We start from the raw sequence: 24,160 nt of genomic DNA, 5'->3' as shown, positions 1-24,160 counted from the left end.
CTATTTTTATACACTTTTTCTAAGATTTATACATTTCGTTATAAGTTGATCATGCGGGGTTGAAAATAAAAAACAGTACGTTATAATGCTCACTGTGAAAATCTAAGGAGGTTATCTTTTAAATGGGGCTGAATAAAGAAGCAATAAAAATAGGCTTTGCATACGTCGGCATCGTTGTAGGTGCGGGATTCTCAACAGGACAAGAAGTCATGCAATTCTTTACACCGTTTGGATTATGGTCGTATATCGGTGTTTTAATTTCAGGTTTCATTTTAGGATTTATTGGTAGACAAGTAGCTAAAATTGGTACAGCCTTTTCAGCTACGAACCATGAATCTACATTACAATACATTTTTGGCGAAAAATTTAGTAAAGTTTTCGATTACATTCTTGTCTTTTTCTTATTTGGAATTGCCGTAACAATGATTGCCGGTTCAGGTTCAACGTTTAACCAAAGTTTTAATATTCCCACTTGGTTAGGCGCCCTTATTATGACAATCATTATTTATTTAACTTTATTACTTGATTTTAATAAAATTGTAAGAGCTCTAGGTATTGTGACACCATTCTTGATCGTTATGGTTATATTGATTGCTGTATATTATTTATTTACAGGAAATATTTCTATAGCGGAAGTTAATAGTACGGTACCTGACACAAGCATTTGGAAAGGTATTTTCTGGGGGCTTGTTTATGGTGGACTTGCGTTTGCAGTTGGATTTAGTACGATTGTTGCTATTGGTGGCGATGCATCTAAACGTAGAGTTTCCGGTGCTGGTGCATTGTTCGGCGGTGTCGTTTATACCATCTTACTCGCATTAATTAACTTTTCACTACAAACAGAATATCCGAAAATTAAAAACGCAGATATTCCTACATTAAATTTAGCTAATGACATTCATCCATGGATTGGACTTGTACTAACATTTATCATGTTAGCTGTAATGTATAATACAATTTTAGGATTGTGCTATTCATTCGCAGCACGTTTCACGATACCATATAGTAAGAAATACCATGTGTTTATAGTCATTATGATGATTGCAGCCTATGTATTAAGTTTCGTAGGTTTTGCTGATTTAATTAATGTACTATATAAATTTATGGGTGTTGTAGGTCTCTTCATTGTTGTAGCAGTACTCATTAAGTACTTTAAACGTAAAAATGATGATGAAGACCATATTGCATAAGTTGTTACTTTGCATACACTTTACAATTTAAAATGATTGATTTAATCTTAAAAGCAATTCGTCTTTCATTTAAAAGGTGAATTGCTTTTTCTTTATTTTCTGGAAAAGTAATAAGCCTGAACAAGTTTAGACATAAATAATATATAGAAAGTCATGACGTGAGAGGATTATCAATAATGAAAGAAAAGTATAAATGGTTGTTGGTGACGTCACTCATCATTATCTTAGTTGCAGTGGTATTAGGTTTGCATTTGAAAAGTCATTATGACAAAGGACAAGAAAAGCAACAAGGTAGAGAACACGTACGAATCAATAATAAGAATGTAAAATTATTTCAAAATATCTCTTATGGCGAGGGATTACCTAATAGTAAATTAGATATTATAACACCTTCAGATATGAGTAAGGATACGAAATTACCCGTCATCTTCTGGATGCATGGAGGTGGATTTATAGCAGGAGACAAGCAATATAAAAATCCTCTACTATCTAAAATAGCTGAACAAGGTTACATCGTCGTGAATGTTAATTATGCATTAGCGCCACAATATAAATATCCAACACCTCTTGAACAACTTAATCAAGCGGTCAAATTTATAAAGAAAAATAAACATGAACTTCCAATTGATTTCAACCAAGTTGTGATTGGCGGTGATTCAGCGGGGGCTCAATTAACAAGTCAATACGTTGCAATGCAAACGAATAAAGACTTACGTAAAGAAATGCATTTCGAACAACAATTTGAGCCTTCTCAGATTAAAGCAGCCATCTTCTTTGGCGGTTTCTATGATATGAAAACAGTGAAAGCGACAGAATTTCCTAGAATTCAACTATTTATGAAAAGTTATACTGGAATGAATAATTGGGAAACAAATTTCAAGAATTTATCTCAAATGTCAACGATTAATCAAGTAACTAAACAATATCCGCCAACGTATTTATCAGTTGGAGATGCTGATCCATTTTACAGTCAGAATAAGTCATTTTATAAAGCACTTAAATCGGAAAATGTACCTGTCGATACACTATTTTATAATGGTACACATCATTTACATCATCAGTATCAATTCCATTTAGAGAAGCCTGAATCGAAAGAAAATATTAAGAAAGTACTATTATTCTTAAGTAGAAATACTTCATCTTCAGGTGTAGAAAGTGGAGAATCTACAGATGTGAATTCTGGTAATCAAACCAATAACAGTGTGTCACTATATCCATACGAATAAACTAGAAAAAGAGGCAAATCGTTATCATAAATTTAAATGATAGCGATTTGCCTCTTATTATTTATCATCATACAAAGTAGATGTCACAACGAAAATATTATCAAACTTCAATATTGATGGAGCGTCGATTGATAGCAACAATCTTTAAACATTGATAGCGTTATTTAAAATTTCTAATATGTGGTAAAATTTGAAATGAGACAAAACATTAATTCAATATTTTTGCCATTACGTATTCATTGTAATAACGTCCGTTGATATAGAGCTTGTCTTTAAGTTCGCCTTCAATTTGGAAACCTGTCCCTTTGAAGAGTTCAACGGCACGTCCATTTTCAGTGACAACTGTGGCTTCAATGCGTCGGATTTTATGGTTGAGTGACCAGGCTTCAATGGCGTTAATTAACGCTTGGCCGACACCATGTTTTTGATAGTACTTTTTAACACCGAGATAGATGACAGCTTCATGTTGCGTTCGTTCGTATGTTTCGGTATTGACAAAAGCGTATCCAACAAGCTGTTCGTCACTTTCTGCTACATATATAGCTTTAGACGGCGAGGTAATGTAGTTTTCTAAATTTTGACTAGCCGACGCTATACTAGGTGAGTATTCACCAGGATTATAAAATGTAAATTCTGATTCATCATAAATCTTGCTTAACAAATCTATAAAGTTTTCAACGTCTTTTATACTAATTTCACGAATTACGTGGGCCATGAAAACACTCCATTTTCAGTTAAGTAAATTGTAGTTTCTATTATAGTATAGTTTGGGACTTTGTGCTTGAATCAGTAATAATTATTAAATATAAGGAAATTAAGGAGTCGATAACCATGAAGCCTAAGGTTTTACTTGCAGGTGGTACTGGCTACATCGGTAAATATTTAAGTAGCGTGATAGAAAATGATGCAGAGCTCTACGCATTATCTAAATACCCTAAGCCAGATAAAGGTTCGGCAGAAGAAATAACGTGGTTAAAGAGCGATATATTTAATTATGAAAATGTTGTTGAGTCAATGGCAGGTATGGATATAGCAGTATTTTATTTAGATCCAACTAAAAACTCTGCGAAATTAACACAAGCGACTGCAAGAGATTTAAATTTAATTGCAGCAGATAATTTTGGTAGGGCTGCAGCATTGAACCAAATTAAGAAATTAATCTATATACCTGGAAGTCGCCATGATAATGAAACAATGGAGCGCTTAGGTGCTTATGGTGCACCTGTTGAACGAACGAATGTTGAAGTTAAACGGCCGTATATTAATGTTGAACTACAACCATCTAAATATGATGATGTCCGAACTGCAATGAAAATGGTATTACCGAAAAAATGGACTTTAAATCAACTTGTGGATTACTATTGTCAATGGTTGGATGAAACGAAAGGTACTTTCGTCCATGCTAAAAAAGAAAATGAAGATTACATCATTTATCGCAAAAATAGTAAAAAGCCATTAGCAATTTTCAAGAAAACAAAAACAGCTGAAGATATTATTACATTACATTTAGTTGGCGGTAAATTGGTCAAACCTAACTTGAAAAAGCAAGGGAAACTAGAGTTTAGACTTCTGAAAGGTAGCTCATTAGTCATGGTGCATTTATATGATTATATACCTAAATTATTCTGGCCGATTTATTACTTCATTCAAGCACCTATTCAAGGGCTGTTTATGAGAGGATTTGAAATTGATTGTAGAATCAAACATTTCCAAGGGCGTGTCCAGTCAGGCGAGAAATTCAAATATACAAAATAGATATCGGGTGATGTTTTATGCAAATACTTCTGGTCGAAGATGATAATACGTTATTTCAAGAATTAAAAAAAGAATTAGAACAATGGGATTTCAATGTTGCAGGGGTAGAGGATTTTGGCAATGTGATGGATACATTTGAAAAATTTAATCCAGAAATTGTTATTTTAGATGTTCAACTCCCTAAATATGATGGATTCTATTGGTGTAGAAAAATGAGACAGGAATCTAATGTCCCTATTTTATTCCTATCTTCAAGAGATAACCCGATGGATCAAGTGATGAGTATGGAGCTCGGTGCCGATGACTATATGCAAAAGCCTTTTTACACGAATGTACTTATCGCAAAGCTACAAGCAATTTATAGACGTGTATATGAATTTGGTGTAGAAGAAAAAAGGACACTAAATTGGCAAGATACTGTGGTTGATTTGTCCAAAGATAGCATTCAAAAAGGTGATAAAACCATCTTTCTATCGAAAACGGAAATGATTATTTTAGAAATGTTGATTAACAAACAAAATCAAATCGTGACACGTGATACTTTAATTACAGCTTTATGGGATGATGAAGCCTTTGTAAGTGATAATACTTTAACTGTAAATGTGAACCGTCTCAGAAAAAAATTGGCAGATATCAATATGGATGAAGCGATTGAGACTAAAGTTGGTAAAGGATATATGGCACATGAATAATTTACAATGGTTTTGGTTATTTGTAAGATCACGCATTAACTGGATTATGTGGATTATATTCCTTAACCTCGTCATGTTAGGTATCTCGTATATTGATTATGATATCTCTGTCGAAAGTGTTGCTTACATCGTATTCTTAAATCTTGGGTTGAGCGTGCTCTTCTTGTTATTTACCTTTGTTAAGGAAGTACGATTGTCTAAACACTTTTATAAAAATAAGGAAATTGAGGAAATCAAGCATAAAGATTTAGCTGAAACACCATTTCAACAACATATGGTCGATTATTTGTATCGTCATATTGCAACACAAAAAGATAAAGTCGTTGAGCAACAATTACAAATAAAAAACCATGAACAAACGATAACTGAATTCGTGCATGATATTAAAACGCCCGTGACCGCAATGAAATTACTGATTGATCAAGAAGCGGATGATCAACGTAAAAAAGCATTATTATTTGAATGGGCTAGAATTAATGAAATGCTAGATAAACAGCTATACTTAACGCGATTGGAATCACAGAATCGTGATATGTACTTCGACCATGTTGAATTGAAACGTATGGTTATTGATGAAATTCAATTAACTCGCCATATTAGTCAAGCGAAGGATATTGGGTTTGAATTAAACTTTGAAGATGTTGATAAGGTTTATACAGATGTGAAATGGTGCAGAATGATGATAAGACAAATTCTCTCCAATTCATTAAAATATAGTGAAAATACGACTATCGATTTATCTAGTTATATGGCAGATGGTCATGTCATATTAAAAATCAAAGACCATGGTAGAGGAATAAGTAAAAAAGATTTACCTAGAATCTTCGACAGAGGATATACATCTACGATGAATCGAAATGAAACGGCATCTTCTGGTATGGGACTTTACTTAGTTCATAGCGTCAAGGATCAATTGGGTATTGATGTGAAAGTAGAATCAGAAGTAGGTCAAGGAACAACATTTTATTTCATTTTCCCACAGCAAAATGAAATTGTAGCACGCATGTCTAAAGTGACAAGATTGTCATTTTAAACATGCGTTTTGTTACTTACAATTATCACATTTGTAATTTATTGTCGTTATAATAAAAGAGTATAAATAACAAATAATAGTCATGTTTAGCTTTGACTATTAAAAGAGATAAGTTGTGTGAAGTAAGACAGGAGTGATAATTTGGCGATTCTAGAAGTGAAACAATTATCAAAAATTTATGGCAGTAAAAATTTAGCTCAAGAAGTTTTGAAAGATATTAATTTGAGCGTTGATGAAGGTGAATTCATCTCTATTATGGGACCATCAGGTTCAGGGAAAACGACGTTATTGAATGTACTCAGTTCAATAGATTATATGACGAAGGGCTCTATTACTTTAAATGGTAAGCAACTTGAAAAGTTATCGAATAAACAATTGTCTGAGATCAGAAAAAAAGACATTGGTTTTATTTTCCAAGATTATAATATTTTGCATACATTGACAGTAAAAGAAAATATTATGCTTCCATTATCTGTTCAAAAAGTCGATAAAGAAGAGATGAATCGACGTTATCATCGTATCGCAGAAGCATTAAATATCAGTGATATCAGCGACAAATATCCATCAGAATTGTCAGGTGGACAACGTCAACGCACATCTGCTGCAAGAGCGTTTATTAATGTTCCATCCATTATCTTTGCTGATGAGCCGACGGGCGCTTTAGATTCTAAAAGCACCCAAGATTTACTTAAAAGATTAAAACTAATGAATGAAAAATTTAATACTACAATCATCATGGTTACCCATGATCCAGTTGCTGCAAGCTTTTCTAATAGAGTTGTGATGCTAAAAGACGGTCAGATTTTTACCGAAATTTATCAAGGTGACGATGATAAACAAACATTTTATAAAGAAATCATCAGAACTCAAAGTGTACTTGGTGGAGTCAACTATGAGTTTTAATGAGATTATATTTAAGAATTTCAAGCAGAATATTGCACATTATGCCATATATTTATTGTCACTCATTATCAGCGTTATACTCTATTTTAGTTTTGTCACTTTAAAGTATGCTCACCATCTTCATGGCAATCAATCCTATCCCATTCTTAAAGAAGGCTCTCAAGTTGGTAGTTATTTTCTTTTTATCATCATCGTTGTTTTTTTACTTTATGCTAATTTTTTATTTATGAAAAGACGTGGGCGAGAACTATCGCTATTGCAAATTATTGGTTTAACACGATCGAATATCATGAGAATGATTATGATAGAACAACTCATGACTTTTGTAATGACAGCCATCGTTGGTATTATTTTAGGTATTTTTGGTTCAAAGATACTCCTAATGATTGTGCTACGTTTACTAGGTATTAACATTAGTGTATCTATCATATTTAGTTATCACGCTATTATAGAAACACTTATACTCATTTCTGTAGCATATTTACTTGTTATCATTCAAAGTTATATTTTTATTCGCAAACGTTCTATTTCAGAACTTGCGTCAGATTTAACTAAAAAAGAAGTGAATGAAACAAAAATTACGTTTAGTGAAATCACATTAGGATTACTAGGCATTATTATGATAGTGGGAGGATATTTTTTATCTACTAAATTAATAGAAAATATTGACTCTATCTTACAGCCATTCATTATATTATTTCTAACGGTGCTAGGGTCGTATTTCTTTTTTAGAAGTACAGTGTCTTTAGTATTTAAGACGATTCAGCACTTCAGAAATGGCAATATCAGTGTGACGGATGTCATGTTCACATCCTCAATTATCTATCGCATCAAAAAGAATGCTTTTTCACTAACGGTAATGGCCATCGTTTCAGCAATTACAGTATCCGTACTTTGTTTCGCTGCATTAAGTCGAAGTACATTGACTAATGAAGTATTACTTAATTCGCCGCACGACGTTACATTGAAAAGTCAAAAGCAAGCAAATCAATTGGCATATGATCTCAACAATCGTAACGTTGAACATTACTACAATTATAAAGAAGTCGTTTATGCTAAATTATACAAGGATCATATGTTTACAGAAGGTATTGCGAGACCAAGTTTCATTGCTGTGACAAGCGACAAGTACATTCCTAACGTTAATATTGATAAGGGACAAACTGATATTATTATTCCTAGAGGGTCTATTAAAGACGTTGTAAAAGTAGATAAAAAAGGCTCGACTTATATTGGTTCGAAAGCACATCATGTCAAAGTAAAATTAAGAAAAGCTATAAATAAAGTTTATTTCATGGCTGATGTAGATTTAGGTGGGGCTACATTAGTGTTAAATGATGAAGATTATCAAAGTCTTAGAGCGCACGCTAAAGGTAAAAATATTGTATCTCAATATGGATTTGATATTAAACATAAGAAAGACCTGCCAGAATTAGAGAATATTGTGCAAAATATTAGTAAAAATATCGAAACACGTAGTGAAGCAGCAAGTGAAATCACAAGCTTAACAGGTGTCTTGCTATTTGTTACATCTTTCTTAGGTATTACGTTCCTCATTGCAGCTGGCTGTATTATATATATTAAACAAATTGATGAAACTGAGGATGAACTTGAAAATTATTCTATTTTGCGAAAACTTGGATTTACGCATCAAGATATGTCGAAGGGACTTAAGCTAAAGGTCATATTTAACTTTGGTTTACCATTAATTGTTGCTTTATTACATGGCTATTTTGCATCTCTCGCATACATGCATATTATGGGCGTAACCAATCAACTACCTATTTTTATAGTTATGGCTGTGTATACTGGTATTTATGCAGTATTCGCAGTGATTGGCTACAATCACTCGAAACGCACCATTAGACATTCAATTTAATATAGAAATGACAGGAACGGATTATTACATTTCTGGAAAATAAAGGCTTAGCATGTAAATTTAATTTTGATGCTAAGCTTTTTATTTTTTTTAAGTCGCTTGTCGTGAATAAATAGTTGAATTTTATTAAATGAATCGTTAACTTTGTCATGGAACACATATATCAATTTATTTTCACTTAATAGCGGTTGGGAACGTTATAAGTAGGTATTAAGTATTGATATATAGGTTTCTTATTTGAATGGTTCGGACTTTCGACACATTGATCAGAAAAATATGTAAAATTTAAGTTTCTTATTTGTTAAGAATTTGTAAATAGAATTGTAGTTATGTAAATTTTGTGATATTTTCAAGTAGGGACAAAACGGTATATTTAAGAACGTCCGCAATGTTTTACTTTATAATAAATTTACATAGTATTTACAATGAGAAAGTTGCTTACTACTTTTTTCTGAAAATTGTAAATAAGTTCCTAAACCACTTGTCTTATGGATTAAAAATTTACGAATGTGATTGGTGACAATCGCTCAAAATGGAGGATTTTGAATGTTTAGTAAGAAAAAGGATAAGTTCATGGTTCAATTAGAAGAAATGGTGTTCAACCTAGATCGTGCAGCAATTGAATTCGGTAAGATGGATTTTAATACACACCTAGATTTGAAAGCTTATTCTGATAATATTAAAACGTATGAGTCACATGGTGATGAATTAATGCATCAAGTTATCACTGACTTAAACCAAACGTTTATTACACCAATCGAGCGTGAAGATATCCTATCTTTATGTAATGCGATCGACGATGTTTTAGATGCGATGGAAGAGACTTCTGCTATGTTTGAAATGTATTCAATTGAGTACACTGATGAGTACATGGCTGAATTTGTTGAAAATATCCAAAAAGCAGTAGCTGAAATGAAGCTAGCTGTAGGATTATTAGTTGATAAAAAGTTATCTCATATGCGTATTCATTCTATTAATATTAAAGAATTTGAAACAAACTGTGACGGAATCTTAAGACAATCAATGAAACATATCTTCAACAGTGAAACAGATCCAATCACATTAATTAAAATAAAAGATATTTATCAAAGCATGGAAGAAATTGCTGATAAATGCCAAACAGTTGCTAATAATTTTGAAACTATAATCATGAAAAATAGCTAAGGGAGTCTTCATTTATGTCATATATTTTAATTGTCACGATAGCTATAGTTATATTTTCATTAATATTTGACTTTATTAATGGGTTCCATGATACAGCTAATGCTGTCGCAACTGCGGTTTCAACAAGAGCGTTAACACCTAGAACTGCTATTTTGTTAGCAGCAGTTATGAACTTTATTGGTGCTTTAACATTTACTGGAGTAGCTGGAACTATTACTAAGGATATTGTTGATCCATTTAAGTTACAGCATGGTTTAGTTGTTGTATTAGCAGCGATTATTGCAGCAATTATTTGGAATTTAGTAACTTGGTTGTATGGTATTCCAAGTTCTTCTTCACATGCGTTAATCGGATCAATTGCAGGTGCAGCTATCGCGTCACAAGGATCATTCGCTGTTCTACATTATCAAGGTTTTACGAAGATTATTATCGTATTGATTATTTCACCAATCATTGCATTTTGCGTTGGTTTTATCATGTATTCCATCGTGAAAGTCGTGTTTAAGAATGCGAATTTAACACGTGCAAACCGTAACTTTAGATTTTTCCAAATCTTCACAGCAGCATTACAATCATTCTCACATGGTACTAACGATGCTCAGAAATCAATGGGGATTATCACTCTAGCATTAATCGTTGCAAATCTTCAGAATGGTGCTAGTGTAGAACCTCAGTTATGGGTAAAAATTGCTTGTGCCACTGCAATGGGTCTTGGTACAGCAGTAGGTGGTTGGAAAATTATCAAAACTGTAGGCGGTAATATCATGAAAATTCGTCCAGCTAACGGTGCAGCAGCGGATCTTTCGTCTGCATTGACAATTTTCGTAGCATCATCACTACATTTCCCATTATCAACAACACACGTTGTGTCTTCATCAATTCTTGGTGTAGGTGCTTCTAACCGTGCGAAAGGCGTTAAATGGAGTACAGCACAACGTATGGTAGTGACTTGGGTTATTACATTACCGATTTCAGCAATCTTAGCTGGAATTATATACTTTATCATTCATCTATTCTTAAAATAAAGATACAAAAATATATGCTATCTCATATACAAAGATGAAGTTCTTATTCGATGAACTTTGTATTGATATCGAGTGAGAGCATGGAATATCATTCCAGAAATAATAGCAGTAAGAGGATTCCTAATGGAAATCTTCTTACTGCTACTTTTATATTCAATACTTCGTATTAACATGTAATTGAGCCCTTAAATACTATTAAGATAAGGTGCTTTCGTATCATTTAACTAACACTACTAAATTGAATGAGTGATAGTTGGATATATCCTCTCTATCTAGACCTAATTAACAAAAATAAGCTCTAAGACACTTTCTTTCGCGAAAGTGTCTTAGAGCTCTTATTTTGAATTTATGTGATGATCACAAATTAATGAATATATGCATAAAGTGATACTTCAGAAGCTGGAATTGTACGATAATCAGTGTTGTAAGGTCCGTTAGTATAATTCATTTCAGAAATTAAAATACTTCCGTCACCATTCACACGTTCAACATAAGCCACGTGGCCATATGGACCAGGTGTACTTTGCATAATCGCACCAACTGAAGGTTGGTTATCTACTTGATAACCGTCATTAGCTGCATTATCTGCCCAAAATTTAGCGTCTGACCAGTATGTGCTAATTGATTTACCAGCTTGCGCACGTTTATCAAATACGTACCAAGTACATTGACCTTCAGTGTATAGGTTTTGGTGATTAAAAGTAGGTGAGTTATAACTACCATTACCAGTTTGAGTAGTTGCAGCTCCACCAGAACCTGAACCGCCACTAGGAATTTTTAAAGTTTGTCCAGGTGTAATTAAATAACCATTTAAATTATTAGCTTTCATTAAAGCATTTACTGAAACACCATATTTATTTGCAATGATGTTTAATGATTCTCCAGATTTCACATTGTGTGTAGAAACTGAACCAGAGTTTGAAGAAGTGTTTGAATTTGAGCTTTGTGAAGCACTTCCACCTACATTAATGACTTGTCCAGGGAACACCATGTTGCTATCTAGATTATTATTTTGTTTAATACTATCTACTGAAGTATTGTATTTTTGAGCAATGCTCCATAATGATTCTCCTGACTGAACTTTATGTTGTGTCGAAGCTTCAGCATCATGGTGTGAAAGTACTGCGGCTGCACCTGAAGCGGCTGTTACTGCAAAGGCTAACTTTTTCAAAGTGACTCCTCCTTAAATGTAATTAAAATTTTTAATTGAGTTTAATATGTAGACCTATTGTCCCTAAAAGTCTTTTTTCATGAATCGAACTCTTTAATTACTTTTTACTATACTTTCTTATTACGTACCCAATACTAACAAAAATAATAGCGTCTGTGTGCTTTGTTATTATCTTGTAATATTGTTAACATTTTGTATACTTTAAGTCTTTGATGTGTGATGGTTGATTTTACAGTGTTTGTAGGAAGTTTAATTTAATTAAGCGAAATTAAAATTTTCGAAATTGTAATAATGTAATAATTATTAATAACAAATTTTCGAAAACTTCAATATATTTAGACATTATTAAATCAAACACTTTTGAAATCTTACATATTGTTGTAAACTTTTAGTAATCGGTTATTTTAATGATAGAAAAAGGAGTTTTCTTGATGTCGCAATCGACACACAGTAGAGGTAATGCTCAAAGTTATACTAAAGATAAGCATAAGTCTCACGCTTATGGCAAAGTTTGGTTATTCTTTATGTATTATTGGATTATATTTGGGATTGGTTGTTACTTTGGCCAATATTTACCTTTGTCTTGGCGAAGACCATTATCTATAGCATTATTTGTTATTTTACTAGCCACTTTATTTATTAAACGAGCACGTAAGTACGGGATAGTCATTTCACATATATATGCAATCATTGTTGGTTTATTGTCATATGCTATGTTCACTTCTTATTTGCAAAATTTAGGAGCAGAAGTATTTTATAAAAATATACTACTCGCAATCGGCGCTTTTGTAGCATTTGGAATTGTTGGGTATTTCTTAATTAATGATGCTTCAAGTATTGGCAAATATTTATTTGTAACATTAATCGCGTTAATTATTGCAAGTTTAATAGGCTTATTTATTCATAATTCGCTATTTCATACAGTTATAACAGTCGTAAGTTTATTGTTGTTTTTACTTTATACGCTTTATGATTTTAATAGAATGAAAAGAGGTCAGTTTTCACCAAGAGAAATGGGATTCAATCTTTTTATCAATTTATTAAATATAATAAAAGATATACTAAGATTAGCTAATCGCTTTAAAAATTAAATTATTAAATCTATAATATGTGATATTCAAGATGTGGGTGTATTGGTTCCTAATGAGAAGAAATGAAGTTATATAATTGACTTGATCATTGTTTATTTAAAGGAATTTTAACGCCCCATCTTTTTATATACTATATAATTAGATGGAATAGACACATAAAAAACAATTGATTATATATATAATTTCATTTTTGATATATCATTCGTATTGTGTTAGATTGGCGCTTGTTAAATATGAGTGACGTTTAAATCATTTTTATATTAGGCTATTTAAATAGGAAAAGAGGTAAAGTAATGACAAATTCCTGTTTGCATATACTTTCTAAAAGCGAGTATTCGACAACTCGTTGCCAAGATGGGATTCTTTTATTTTGGCCAATAGAGGGAAGCATGCACCTTCAACAATTTAGAAAACATAGAACCTTAACTAACGAATTATATATCGTTAATAATATGGATGTATTTGGTATTAATAGTAATGGTACAACACTAGAAATATATATTTCTAGCGATTGGTTTACAGAGTTAGGATACAATTTCTTTGATTATCATTATACTGCTGAACTGATTAAATCTACGAATGAAGTTAAATATCTAATGGCTGAACTCGCATTAAATTTTCTTGATGATAATACTGATAAAGAGCATGAACTTATTAATAAAATTGTTGAAACACTTGCGAAAGAGGCAAGTATCGATAAAAAAATAGCCGAAGATCAATACATATATGCATTTTATGGAGACTTAAAAGAAGAATTAGATTATATATATAACCATATGAGCGAAAGATTGACTTTAAAAGATATATCAAATCAATTATATGTATCCAAGTCTAATTTATCCTCTCAATTTCATATATTAATGGGGATGGGTTTCAAAAAATATGTTGATACTTTAAAAATTAGTAAATCGATAGAAATGTTATTGACTACAGATAAAACGATTAGTCAAATCAGCGACAAATTAGGTTTTAGTAATGCTTCAACCTATTCAAAACAGTTTAAAAATTATTTAAGTGTTACACCTAACGAATATCGAACGATGAAGAAATATGATAAATACAATGGCTGTTCTGATGATTCAATACCTGATCATCGTAAAGCGCCGCTAAGAAAACTTATTCGTTCTGTCACACCTAATAACGTTTCTGATGCTTACGATAAAATTAAAATTGATGCCTCCCCTCATACAGAGGCATCAACTTTTTATTCAGTGATTCAAATTAATACTGTCGAGGAAATCAAAGTTCTCTTCTTAGAGGGTTTATATAAAAGAATTGGCTTCAAAGATTCTAATATTATCTTTTACTTTATGCCTCATTTATACGAATATAGCAATGATTTAACAGAAAACGAAAAAAATTATATCAGTCAGACCATTATCGAGAATGAATTACATGTCGCATTTCATATTGAAGAAATTGAACGTGTCAATGAACTAAAAGAGAGTTTCATGTGGGGGCTAAATCAATTCAGTGACAAATCCTCTGTGATAGATAAAGATTATGAAGTTCAATTCATTTTTAATTTAAAAGAAAAAGAAATACGCGATATTTATAGAGATATCTTAAAAATGCAAAACATGCCGTTGAAATACAAAGTAGGATTAGATATCAGTTGTATGGTTGATGATCCTACTCAATTTAAAGCATTAGAATCTCAAATTAAGAGATTAAAGTTTGATTATCTTTATATAGATAATGCGCAGTTAACTTCTCCTTATTTGATGGGAAGCAACGGGGGTCTGTTCCTAAAGAATATACTCCAATTGCAACACTTGAATGTTAATTTAGAACAGTTTGATTTTGACAAAGAGAATCTTATTTTTCTAAATTTAGTGAACCACCAATTATTAAATAATGAAGAAATTGATTTAAGTAATAGTGCTCCACTTTTATATCAATCTGTTGCTAAACTGAAAGAAAGCTTTTCTGGTTATGGATTAAACTTATTTTCTCACCCCAATCTATTTAACGCAGTTCATTTATTTGATGAAAATGGCTTTAAAACAACATTAGGACTTATATTTAATGATTTAAGTTGGATGATTAATCAAAATAAGTGTGAAAAACGTTTCTATAATATTGTAGAGAATGAAGACAGATATTTGCTTTATCTATTTGATTGGCGCGTGATTGAAAGTGAATCAAAAGGAGACAATTTCAATGATATAGAAGTTGATATTAGTTTTGAGGATCCACAATTAGCAGATGAATACATTTGTGTAATGGCTAAAATTGATAATGAAAGTGGTAATATCAATCACATTATTTCTCAAGAATTGCGAAGCAAATACGACTGGTCTACTAAGTTTCTAATTAAAGTTGAAGATAATTTTAAACCGTATGTTGAGATTTTTGAGCATGATTTTAAGGATAAGTCTTTAAAAGTGAATTTAAAATATAACGCTGTTTATCTCATAAAGATTTATAAAAAAGATAACAGATTAAAAAAGGCGTGACGCAATTCAATTTAAATTTATTGGTAATTTTGACAAATGATTAAAAACAAATGCCAAAGACAATGACTCAGATATTTAGGATAATGTTACTATACATTGTCTACTTATATTTGGAGGTGCACGTCTTGAATGAACAGAAACTAGAAAAGCTACTAGATTTTTACAAACGATATAAAGCATTATCTGAATATATAGATAAAGAATATAAGTTGACATTAAATGATCTTGCTGTATTAGATTTAGCTAGAAAATATTGTTTAGAAGAACAAGTGCTCATGCAGGCATTTTTAAAAACAGCAATAAATGAATGAGAATTGAGTAGAACAAAATTATTGGTTTCAATTCGTAGATTGATAGATAAAGAAAGATTAAGCAAAGTGAGATCAACTAGAGATGAACGGAAAATTTTTCTATATATGAATGAGGATAACTTAAAGAAATTTAATGCTTTATTTAATGATGTTGAGAAATTCTTAGACATTTAACTTAAAGGTGTCGATGCTTAGTAATAGGTTTCATCGACATTTAAAATATATTTATAATATAAGTCTAGTTCTCGATGATAGGCTGTCGTCAAAGGTGTTCACTTTGATGACAGCTTTTTTATATCGATCATTGAAACGTCATAGTGAATGGGGGATGTTTGACGTTTAAAATATTGATATGGCAATGGTTTACATTGAATTATGTGATTTTACAAAAATTCATCCAAAATATATAATGAAGAGCATAGAGTACGAAAGTGAGATGACATTATGGGACGTAAATGGAACAACATTAAAGAGAAAAAAGCCCAAAAAGATAAAAATACAAGTAGAATTTATGCCAAATTCGGCAAAGAAATATATGTAGCAGCAAAATCTGGTGAACCTAATCCAGAATCTAACCAAGCATTACGTTTAGTATTAGAACGTGCTAAAACATATTCAGTACCCAACCATATTATCGATAGAGCAATCGATAAAGCGAAAGGTGCTGGAGAAGAAAATTATGACCATTTAAGATATGAAGGTTTTGGTCCAAGTGGCTCAATGTTAATCGTTGATGCTTTAACTAACAACGTTAACCGCACAGCTTCTGACGTTCGTGCTGCCTTTGGTAAAAATGGCGGTAACATGGGCGTGTCTGGTTCAGTCGCTTACATGTTTGACCATACAGCTACTTTTGGTGTTGAAGGTAAATCTGCCGATGAAATTCTAGAAACATTAATGGAACAAGATGTTGATGTGAGAGATGTTATAGACGAAGATGGTCTTACAATTATCTATGCAGAACCTGATCAATTTGCGCAAGTTCAAGATGCATTACGTGAATCAGGAATTGAAGAATTCAAAGTTGCAGAATTTGAGATGTTACCACAAACAGATATTGAGTTATCTGCAGAAGACCAAGCTACATTTGAAAAGTTAGTGGACGCACTTGAAGATTTAGAAGATGTTCAAAATGTATTCCACAATGTAGATTTAAAATAATGCAAACAGCACAAGAATGGATTCAACAACTTGAATTGATAGCCCATCCTGAAGGTGGATATTACAGAGAAACACTTCGAGATAGTCATGTAAATAGAGCGCCATTTAGTAGTATATATTTTCTGTTAACGCATGAGGAGATCTCACATTTTCACAGAATTGATGCAGATGAAGTTTGGTATCATCATGCTGGCAAGACACTAACTATTCATATGATTATGCCAGATGGGGTCTATCGTACAGCTCGCTTGGGACGCAATATTTCTGACGGTGATGTATTGCAGTATTGTGTTCCTAAGGGTACGATTTTCGCTTCTTCGTTAGATGATAATGAAGGCTATAGCTTAGTCGGTTGTATGTGCCAACCTGCATTTGAGTTTGAGCACTTTGAATTATTTGAACGAAATCAACTGCTTGAGCAGTATCCAAATTTGGAAAACATAATAAACAAGTATGCTATAAAGCATAAATAGAAGGCATGTCCATTTATTTTGGACGTGCTTTTTTATATGTCTTTTAGTGGGAGCTCGTACTACATTAGTAAATAAAATAGTAGTTGTTAGTGTCCTCTGTTGTTTGCCATTTTTTGTATGATTAAAGCATAGTATTTTTGTCGATTTTAAGTAAATTGCATCAATCTATAGTAAAATAGAGTTAATATACTTTTGAGAATTTAAATGTAAAAGTCATCAATCTAAAACATAAGATGACATTAACTAACCAGTTTAATATAATAAAAACAAGGAGTTGGTGACTGTGAAAGTAAAATATATAGATAAACGTCACTGGCGTCGCCTGATAGAGAGAGAGTATACAGAGGTTAAAGTTAATAATAATAGATTTAAAGGTATTATCGGCTTGGTCACGATGAAAAAGGTTCGTGAGCCTTTAGAGGTGACGGTAGTTGGACAAAATATAATAGTCGCAGATGACAATTATAAATGGTTGCAGATACTACCAGAAAAAAAGCGATACAGCATCACTGTCATGTTTGATGATAAAGGTCATCCGCTAGAATATTATTTTGATATTAATATAAAGAATATTACTCAAAAAGGAAATGCACGCACATTAGATTTATGTCTAGATGTCCTTGTACTACCTTCAGGTGAATATGAACTTGTAGATGAAGATGATTTGATGTTTGCGTTACAGAATAAACAAATTTCTAAGAAACAATATCATGAGGCGTATATTATTGCGCATCAATTAATGATTGAAATTGAAGAAAACTTTTCAGATGTGCAAGAAAAGGTTATGCGCTGTTATCATAAGATTAATCATAAGGCTCAAAAGAACAAACAGAAACGTCCTTTCAAACCGAGAAATAAACATAAACAGCACCGACGTAAGACAAATTAAAATATAAAAAGGACAATATTTTAGAAAGTTTATCAACTGAAATCTAAAATATCATAGCAAGATTTAAGGACAGAAATATTTAGGGGGACGCTATGAAAATTGATGATTATCGTTTACTCATCACATTAGATGAAACAAAGACGTTACGGAAAGCTGCTGAGATATTATATATTTCTCAACCCGCTGTAACACAACGTTTAAAAGCTATTGAAAGTTCATTCGGAGTTGAAATATTTATACGTACAAAGAAACAACTTATCACAACAACCGAAGGAGCTATGATCATTGATCATGCACGAGACATGTTAAAACGTGAACGCTTGTTTTTCGATAAAATGCAGGCACATATTGGAGAAGTGAATGGCACCATTTCAATTGGTTGTTCATCATTAATAGGTCAAACGTTACTACCTGAAGTATTGAGCTTATATAATACACAATTTCCAAACGTTGAGATACAAGTTCAAGTCGGTTCTACTGAGCAAATCAAAGCCAATCACCGCGATTATCATGTGATGATCACGCGAGGAAATAAAGTGATGAACTTATCTAACACGCATTTATTTAATGATGAACATTACTTTATCTATCCGAAAGACCGTCGTGAGGATGTTACAAAATTACCATTTATAGAATTCCAAGCAGATCCAATATACATCAATCAAATTAAACAATGGTATAACGATAATTTAGGACAGGATTATCATGCAACCATCACAGTAGACCAAGTTGCCACATGTAAAGAAATGTTATTAAGTGGTGTGGGTGTGACAGTTCTTCCTGAAATTATGATGAAGAATATTGATAAGAATATGTTTGAATTTGAAAAGGTAAGTATTGAAGATGAACCACTCATACGTTCAACATACATGAGTTATGATGGAAGTATGTTACAACTTCCACAAGTTGATTCCTTCGTGAATTTAATGTTGAACTTTATTCGTTAGTTTTTTAAGCAGTTTTCTAATATACTACAGAAAGTATATTTTATATAGAAGAATAGAGGTTGGAAAGATGTTTACAGCACTGTTGCAAATTAAGAACTATAAGTTATTTGTTGTGAATATGTTATTACTTGGCATGGGTATAGCAGTGACTGTACCTTACCTCGTCTTATTCGCAACAAAAGATTTAGGAATGACAACAACTCAGTATGGATTATTACTCGCCCTTGCAGCGATAAGTCAATTTACAGTTAATTCAATCATTGCAAGATTTTCAGATACACATAACGTCAATCGAAAGATACTCATTATATCTGCTTTATTCATGGGCGCAGTTAGCTTTTCAATTTATTTTTACGTACATCAAATATGGTTATTTATTGTCTTATATGCAATTTTTCAAGGTTTATTTGCTCCCGCTATGCCACAACTATATGCCTCAGCAAGAGAATCAATTAATATTTCCAGTTCACGAGACCGCGCGAAGTTTGCGAACACCGTTTTACGTTCCATGTTTTCACTTGGCTTTTTATTTGGTCCCTTTATTGGTGCGCAATTAATTGAATTGAAGGGATATTCAGGGTTATTTGGTGGTACAATTGCCATTATATTATTTACGCTCATTTTACAAATCTTTTTCTATCAGAATTTACCAGCTGAACAACAAATCTCCTCTCAACAACATGTTGAAAAGGCTGCACCAAACATGTTCAAAGATAAGACGTTATTGGTTCCATTTATAGCATTTATTCTATTACATATTGGTCAATGGATGTATACGATGAACATGCCATTATTTGTTACAGATTACTTAAAGGAAAAGGAAGGCTATGTCGGTTATTTAGCAAGTTTATGTGCCGGTTTAGAAGTTCCTTTTATGGTGATACTAGGTATACTTTCTGCTAAACTTCCAACACGTACATTATTGATTATGGGCTCAATCTTTGGTGGTGCATTCTATTTTAGCATTGGTGTGTTTAAAAACTTCTATATGATGTTAGCCGGACAAGTGTGTTTAGCAATTTTCTTGGCTATATTGCTTGGACTAGGAATCAGTTACTTTCAAGATATATTACCTGATTTCCCAGGTTATGCCTCAACATTATTTGCAAATGCTATGGTTATAGGCCAATTATGTGGTAATTTATTGGGTGGTGCCATGAGTCATTGGGTTGGTTTGGAAAACGTATTCTTTGTTTCAGCTGGCTCAATTTTTGTAGGAATGGTACTGATATTCTTTACGAAAGATCAAAAAATAACTGAAGAAAATATGGAGTAGATCATTATGTCTGTCATTTTATGGATACTTATTATCCTTATGTTTATATTAGCATTTGTAGGATTAGTCAAACCCATCATTCCTTCCATCCTTGTGATGTGGATAGGATTTTTAATTTATCAATTTGGTTTTAATGATGGTCATTTATCGTGGGTGTTCTACGTAGCAATGATCATCTTCACAGTGTTGATTCTTATTGCAGATTTCATGATGAATAAATATTTCGTGGCTCGATTTGGTGGGAGCAAGTTAGGTGAGTATACTGCACTTGCAGGTGTCATAGTAGGGTGCTTTGTATTTCCGCCTTTCGGTATTATTTTAGTGCCATTAGTAGCAGTATTTGTCGTCGAGCTATTGAATGGCTTTGATGTAAAGAACGCTTTAAAGGTAAGTTTAGGTTCAGTTGTTGCTTTTTTAGCGAGTACTGTTGCTCAAGCTATCATCATGGTAATTATGGTGATATGGTTCTTTATCGATGTGTTTTTATTTAATTAAATAATCGTTTTCTAATTATGAAAAGACTTACTTTCGGTAGCCTCAATTGAGGTGATCATACCAAAAGTAAGTCTTTTTTATACGCGTGTATTCGCGTCTTTATTATAGAAATGATGGTTAATATAGAAGGCAATTGGCGTAATTACAATAGCAATAATTATAAAAGTCCAATTACTAACGTTAATGTATGGTCCAAAAGCTAAAAATGATTGTGGAATAAAAAACACATAAAATAGCGCGACTAAAAGTAGTGCAATCACGCCATAAGTGAGCCACCATACCCAATACGAATTACTGAAACATTGTAATTGCACGGTTCGAAAGCTCATCCATATGAAAAGAAAAATAATAAACAATCCTACAATAACAGTAATTGGGAAAGTATAGAGATATAAATAGTTACTATCGCCACCAATAAAAAAGCCGATAAATCCCTTTAAAAAGCAAAATATCCCAATTAAGAAAATGAAATTATGGTATATATATTTGAAAATATTCCTAATCGTTTCGTTAGGTAGCGACTTAAGTTCTTTTTTAGCATGTGCCTTAGGATCATGATCGAAGAACTCCATCGCAAGCATTCCCTTATCTTCAGCACGAATTAAATGCTTTAATATGCGATTTAACATCAGCTCAGAGTCATGAGGATTGACGCTTAAATCGGCACGGATATACGTCATGTAGTTTTCAAATATCTCACGATCGGTATTGTTAAGTCGTAAAGATTTAACATTATTCTCCTTTGTTAATTGTGCTGTTGATTTCATGATAATTGAAGTGCTCCTTTATTGTCTGAAAATAAAACCAGTTAGACATCATATATTGATAACTCATCTACGTTTTACATGTTATTATGACTAATAATATCATAAATGTATTCATCATATCATTAACGATTGAGGTGTTTTTAAGATGAAAGTCATTACCATAGAAGATGAAATATGGTTGAACGAAATTGCGAAAATACATGAATATTTAATTTCTGAAAATGAATCCAATTATCAAGTTACCACAACGTCTATCTCTCTAAGATATGAAATGCTTAAAGCCCGTCTAAAATATTCTCAAGACGCGATTTTTGTCAGTGAACAAAATACTACTCTCGAGGGGTTTATATGGGCACACTATGAACCGCAAATGAGCGTTGTTCAAATTGAGGTATTATATGTTAAACCCGAATATAGAAAACAGAGCATCGCCACACATCTTAAAAACACGATTGAGGAATGGGCAATTTCTATAGGTGCGACAGTGATTGAAAGTACAGTGAATATTGATAATCATTCCATGATACAACTGAATAATCATTTAGGATATCATACAACGCATTTGAAAATGACTAAAAATTTAAAGGGAAAAAATGAATAAATTAAAAAATCATGTTAAAATAAATTGTATTTATAAGTACTTACAAAGGAGTCTATCATGAAAAAATGGTTAACTTTACTCTTAGCCTCAACTTTAATGTTAACAGCATGCGGTAAAAGTAACGAAAAAGCTTCTTTAGAAAAAAGCATTAATCAATTAGAGAAAGAGAATAAAGATTTAAAGAAACAAAAGAAAGACTTACAAACTCAAAAAGATAAACTCAAAGATAAGCAAGATCGTCTTCAGAAAGATATTGATGAACTGCCTGCTGAAGATACTTCAAAAAAATCATCTAAAGAGAGCAAATCAAATTCTAGTAAGGAAAATGGTTCAGACGAGGCATCTTCTAACGATTCAAAACAATCAACAGAAACATCGAAGTCAGATCAATCTAAAGCATCATCTAAGGACGCTAAGCAGTCCAGTGAACAGAATCAAAATGTTGATAAAAAAACACAGGACAAAGCGTCAACAAATAAAAACAAAGATTCAAAGAGCACGTCTAACTCATAACTTGCCATTTAATCAACGTTTGATGGTGCATTGAAGCGGGTATTATAATTGATAAATTACTCTAATGAATAATCAAATTAAACATTTAACATAGTTTTGGATTCAAAATTTCAAAAGATGACTGATTTTATACATCTTTAAGAGGAGAGATTAACGATGCATGAACAAGATTTTAATATTTTAGAAGGTAAAAATCTTACACTGCCTGAATTAGGGAGAGAATTAGAAAACATTACAGGACGTACAATCGTCGATTCAACTAGTGAAATTAAACGTGTCATTGCGCACCTACCAAACTTTGAATCGGATACTGACACATTCGTTGCTACTTATCGTTTAAATCATCAAAATGATTTTATCGATGCAACGTTTACTGCACCTAAAGAACAACGTGACCGATTAAAAGAAATTCCAGTTCACGTGGAATTAATTAGTTATATCTCAAAGGCATAAATGACTAATATTAATACTATTCAATTAGCGCGATATGAAAGTGGGGACAGCTTCATAACGCGTTAATTTTGTATTAAAATAAGGATATAGTAAGCTTTTTCGGTAAAATGGAGTGTTTAACATGGGAACTTACATTGAAACTGAACGTTTAAAGTTACGTGATTGGGAAGAAAAAGATTTATTACCTTTTCAACAAATGAACGCGAACCGTCAAGTGAGAAGATACTTTCCAAGTTTATTAAGTTATCGTCGTTCTGAATTAGATATGAGGAAAATGGATGAGATTATAAAAGAAAAGGGAATTGGACTTTTTGCTGTCGAATTAAAAGAAACAGGTGAATGGATAGGATTCATTGGAGTGAATTATCTTCCTAAAGAGAGTAAATATCCTTTTAAAGAACTACCATTATACGAGATTGGTTGGAGACTTATTCCTGAAGTTTGGGGGAATGGTATTGCCACAGAAGGCGCTGAAGCTGTAATGGATTATGCAAGGGAAAAAGGAATTACTGAATTATATAGTTTCACCTCAGAAACCAATTTACCCTCTAGAAAGGTAATGGAAAAAATTGGTATGACATTCTTAGATAACTTTGAATTTCCTGACCTCAGCAAATACCACCCACTCAAACGCCACGTCAGATATTATAAAGAGTTACTTCCTTCACAAAGTGAAGGTTAGTAAC

General features: G+C 32.3%; 24 protein-coding genes and 1 pseudogene. 22 read left to right on the top strand and 3 right to left on the bottom strand.

Annotated elements, in window-relative coordinates; translation table 11 throughout:
• Positions 1–122 precede the first annotated feature (122 nt).
• Positions 123–1,190, top strand: a complete 1,068-nt coding sequence (locus HMPREF2580_RS09950) for a YkvI family membrane protein (RefSeq protein ID WP_002441342.1) — start codon at positions 123–125, stop codon at positions 1,188–1,190.
• 176 nt (positions 1,191–1,366) lie between these two features.
• Entirely contained in the window at positions 1,367–2,416 is a 1,050-nt protein-coding gene (locus HMPREF2580_RS09945; RefSeq protein ID WP_002441344.1) for an alpha/beta hydrolase, read from the top strand.
• Between the two features lie 208 nt (positions 2,417–2,624).
• On the opposite strand, the gene HMPREF2580_RS09940 is transcribed toward HMPREF2580_RS09945, so the two are convergent.
• A complete protein-coding gene (locus tag HMPREF2580_RS09940; RefSeq protein ID WP_070832519.1) occupies positions 2,625–3,131 on the bottom strand; it encodes a GNAT family N-acetyltransferase in 507 nt (168 codons plus the stop codon).
• A gap of 116 nt (positions 3,132–3,247) precedes the next feature.
• On the opposite strand from HMPREF2580_RS09940, the gene HMPREF2580_RS09935 reads away from it, so the two are divergent.
• The 7 genes from HMPREF2580_RS09935 (at position 3,248) to HMPREF2580_RS09905 (ending at position 10,867) form a co-directional block, all read left to right on the top strand.
• On the top strand, positions 3,248–4,171 hold the full coding sequence (locus tag HMPREF2580_RS09935; RefSeq protein ID WP_037541160.1) for a Rossmann-fold NAD(P)-binding domain-containing protein: 924 nt from the start codon (positions 3,248–3,250) through the stop codon (positions 4,169–4,171).
• Between the two features lie 17 nt (positions 4,172–4,188).
• A complete protein-coding gene (graR, locus tag HMPREF2580_RS09930; protein ID WP_002441351.1) occupies positions 4,189–4,863 on the top strand; it encodes a response regulator transcription factor GraR/ApsR in 675 nt (224 codons plus the stop codon).
• On the top strand, positions 4,856–5,896 hold the full coding sequence (gene graS, locus HMPREF2580_RS09925; protein WP_070832515.1) for a histidine kinase GraS/ApsS: 1,041 nt from the start codon (positions 4,856–4,858) through the stop codon (positions 5,894–5,896). The genes graR and graS overlap by 8 nt, the downstream gene beginning before the upstream one ends.
• 141 nt (positions 5,897–6,037) lie before the next feature.
• Positions 6,038–6,799: an ABC transporter ATP-binding protein VraF gene (gene vraF, locus HMPREF2580_RS09920; RefSeq protein WP_070832512.1), complete on the top strand. Its 762-nt coding sequence runs from the start codon at positions 6,038–6,040 to the stop codon at positions 6,797–6,799.
• Positions 6,789–8,678 (top strand): FtsX-like permease family protein, encoded by a 1,890-nt coding sequence (locus tag HMPREF2580_RS09915; RefSeq protein ID WP_070832509.1) that lies wholly within the window; start codon positions 6,789–6,791, stop codon positions 8,676–8,678. Before vraF ends, HMPREF2580_RS09915 begins: the two co-directional genes overlap by 11 nt.
• A 546-nt stretch (positions 8,679–9,224) precedes the next feature.
• Complete coding sequence (locus tag HMPREF2580_RS09910) at positions 9,225–9,842, top strand: DUF47 domain-containing protein (RefSeq protein WP_002433514.1); 618 nt, start codon at positions 9,225–9,227, stop codon at positions 9,840–9,842.
• 14 nt (positions 9,843–9,856) lie between these two features.
• Positions 9,857–10,867, top strand: coding sequence for an inorganic phosphate transporter (locus HMPREF2580_RS09905; RefSeq protein WP_002441360.1), 1,011 nt, complete (start codon positions 9,857–9,859; stop codon positions 10,865–10,867).
• A 364-nt stretch (positions 10,868–11,231) separates the two neighbouring features.
• On the opposite strand, the gene HMPREF2580_RS09900 is transcribed toward HMPREF2580_RS09905, so the two are convergent.
• Positions 11,232–12,038: a LysM peptidoglycan-binding domain-containing protein gene (locus HMPREF2580_RS09900; protein WP_002441362.1), complete on the bottom strand. Its 807-nt coding sequence runs from the start codon at positions 12,036–12,038 to the stop codon at positions 11,232–11,234.
• Between the two features lie 431 nt (positions 12,039–12,469).
• Between HMPREF2580_RS09900 and HMPREF2580_RS09895 the strand changes: the two genes are divergently transcribed.
• From HMPREF2580_RS09895 to HMPREF2580_RS09855, 9 genes and pseudogenes are all read left to right on the top strand, one after another.
• The gene (locus HMPREF2580_RS09895) at positions 12,470–13,129 is read left to right on the top strand and encodes a Bax inhibitor-1/YccA family protein (RefSeq protein WP_070832506.1); all 660 of its coding nucleotides are present in this window, start codon (positions 12,470–12,472) and stop codon (positions 13,127–13,129) included.
• Positions 13,130–13,422: 293 nt separating this feature from the next.
• Positions 13,423–15,588 carry an AraC family transcriptional regulator gene (locus HMPREF2580_RS09890; protein ID WP_044466939.1) on the top strand — a complete coding sequence of 722 codons (2,166 nt, stop codon included), beginning with the start codon at positions 13,423–13,425 and terminating at the stop codon, positions 15,586–15,588.
• A 125-nt stretch (positions 15,589–15,713) separates the two neighbouring features.
• Positions 15,714–16,073, top strand: a pseudogene (locus tag HMPREF2580_RS09885) (MarR family transcriptional regulator).
• A gap of 270 nt (positions 16,074–16,343) precedes the next feature.
• Positions 16,344–17,060 (top strand): YebC/PmpR family DNA-binding transcriptional regulator, encoded by a 717-nt coding sequence (locus tag HMPREF2580_RS09880; RefSeq protein ID WP_070832503.1) that lies wholly within the window; start codon positions 16,344–16,346, stop codon positions 17,058–17,060.
• Complete coding sequence (locus tag HMPREF2580_RS09875) at positions 17,060–17,533, top strand: cupin domain-containing protein (RefSeq protein ID WP_070832500.1); 474 nt, start codon at positions 17,060–17,062, stop codon at positions 17,531–17,533. Before HMPREF2580_RS09880 ends, HMPREF2580_RS09875 begins: the two co-directional genes overlap by 1 nt.
• A gap of 283 nt (positions 17,534–17,816) precedes the next feature.
• Positions 17,817–18,422, top strand: coding sequence for a ribonuclease FAU-1 family protein (locus HMPREF2580_RS09870; RefSeq protein WP_070832497.1), 606 nt, complete (start codon positions 17,817–17,819; stop codon positions 18,420–18,422).
• 92 nt (positions 18,423–18,514) lie between these two features.
• Positions 18,515–19,369: a LysR family transcriptional regulator gene (locus HMPREF2580_RS09865; RefSeq protein WP_002441376.1), complete on the top strand. Its 855-nt coding sequence runs from the start codon at positions 18,515–18,517 to the stop codon at positions 19,367–19,369.
• 67 nt (positions 19,370–19,436) lie between these two features.
• Positions 19,437–20,645, top strand: a complete 1,209-nt coding sequence (locus HMPREF2580_RS09860; protein ID WP_070832494.1) for a sugar efflux transporter — start codon at positions 19,437–19,439, stop codon at positions 20,643–20,645.
• 6 nt (positions 20,646–20,651) lie between these two features.
• Complete coding sequence (locus tag HMPREF2580_RS09855) at positions 20,652–21,140, top strand: DUF456 domain-containing protein (RefSeq protein WP_070832488.1); 489 nt, start codon at positions 20,652–20,654, stop codon at positions 21,138–21,140.
• A 77-nt stretch (positions 21,141–21,217) separates the two neighbouring features.
• On the opposite strand, the gene HMPREF2580_RS09850 is transcribed toward HMPREF2580_RS09855, so the two are convergent.
• Positions 21,218–21,907, bottom strand: a complete 690-nt coding sequence (locus tag HMPREF2580_RS09850) for a DUF1129 family protein (protein WP_002441382.1) — start codon at positions 21,905–21,907, stop codon at positions 21,218–21,220.
• A 145-nt stretch (positions 21,908–22,052) separates the two neighbouring features.
• Here HMPREF2580_RS09850 and HMPREF2580_RS09845 point away from each other — a divergent pair, with 145 nt between their 5' ends.
• From HMPREF2580_RS09845 to HMPREF2580_RS09830, 4 genes are all read left to right on the top strand, one after another.
• Positions 22,053–22,508 (top strand): GNAT family N-acetyltransferase, encoded by a 456-nt coding sequence (locus HMPREF2580_RS09845; protein ID WP_070832486.1) that lies wholly within the window; start codon positions 22,053–22,055, stop codon positions 22,506–22,508.
• A 57-nt stretch (positions 22,509–22,565) separates the two neighbouring features.
• Complete coding sequence (locus HMPREF2580_RS09840) at positions 22,566–23,021, top strand: SA0632 family lipoprotein (RefSeq protein ID WP_002441386.1); 456 nt, start codon at positions 22,566–22,568, stop codon at positions 23,019–23,021.
• 156 nt (positions 23,022–23,177) lie between these two features.
• Positions 23,178–23,474 (top strand): hypothetical protein, encoded by a 297-nt coding sequence (locus HMPREF2580_RS09835; protein WP_002441387.1) that lies wholly within the window; start codon positions 23,178–23,180, stop codon positions 23,472–23,474.
• Positions 23,475–23,595: 121 nt separating this feature from the next.
• A complete protein-coding gene (locus HMPREF2580_RS09830) occupies positions 23,596–24,156 on the top strand; it encodes a GNAT family N-acetyltransferase (protein WP_070832483.1) in 561 nt (186 codons plus the stop codon).
• Positions 24,157–24,160 lie beyond the last annotated feature (4 nt).

Source organism: Staphylococcus sp. HMSC036D05, assembly GCF_001836225.1.
GTDB lineage: Bacteria > Bacillota > Bacilli > Staphylococcales > Staphylococcaceae > Staphylococcus > Staphylococcus caprae.
Note: the sequence above shows the minus strand (reverse complement) of the source record. Positions and strands in the feature narration are given on the sequence as shown.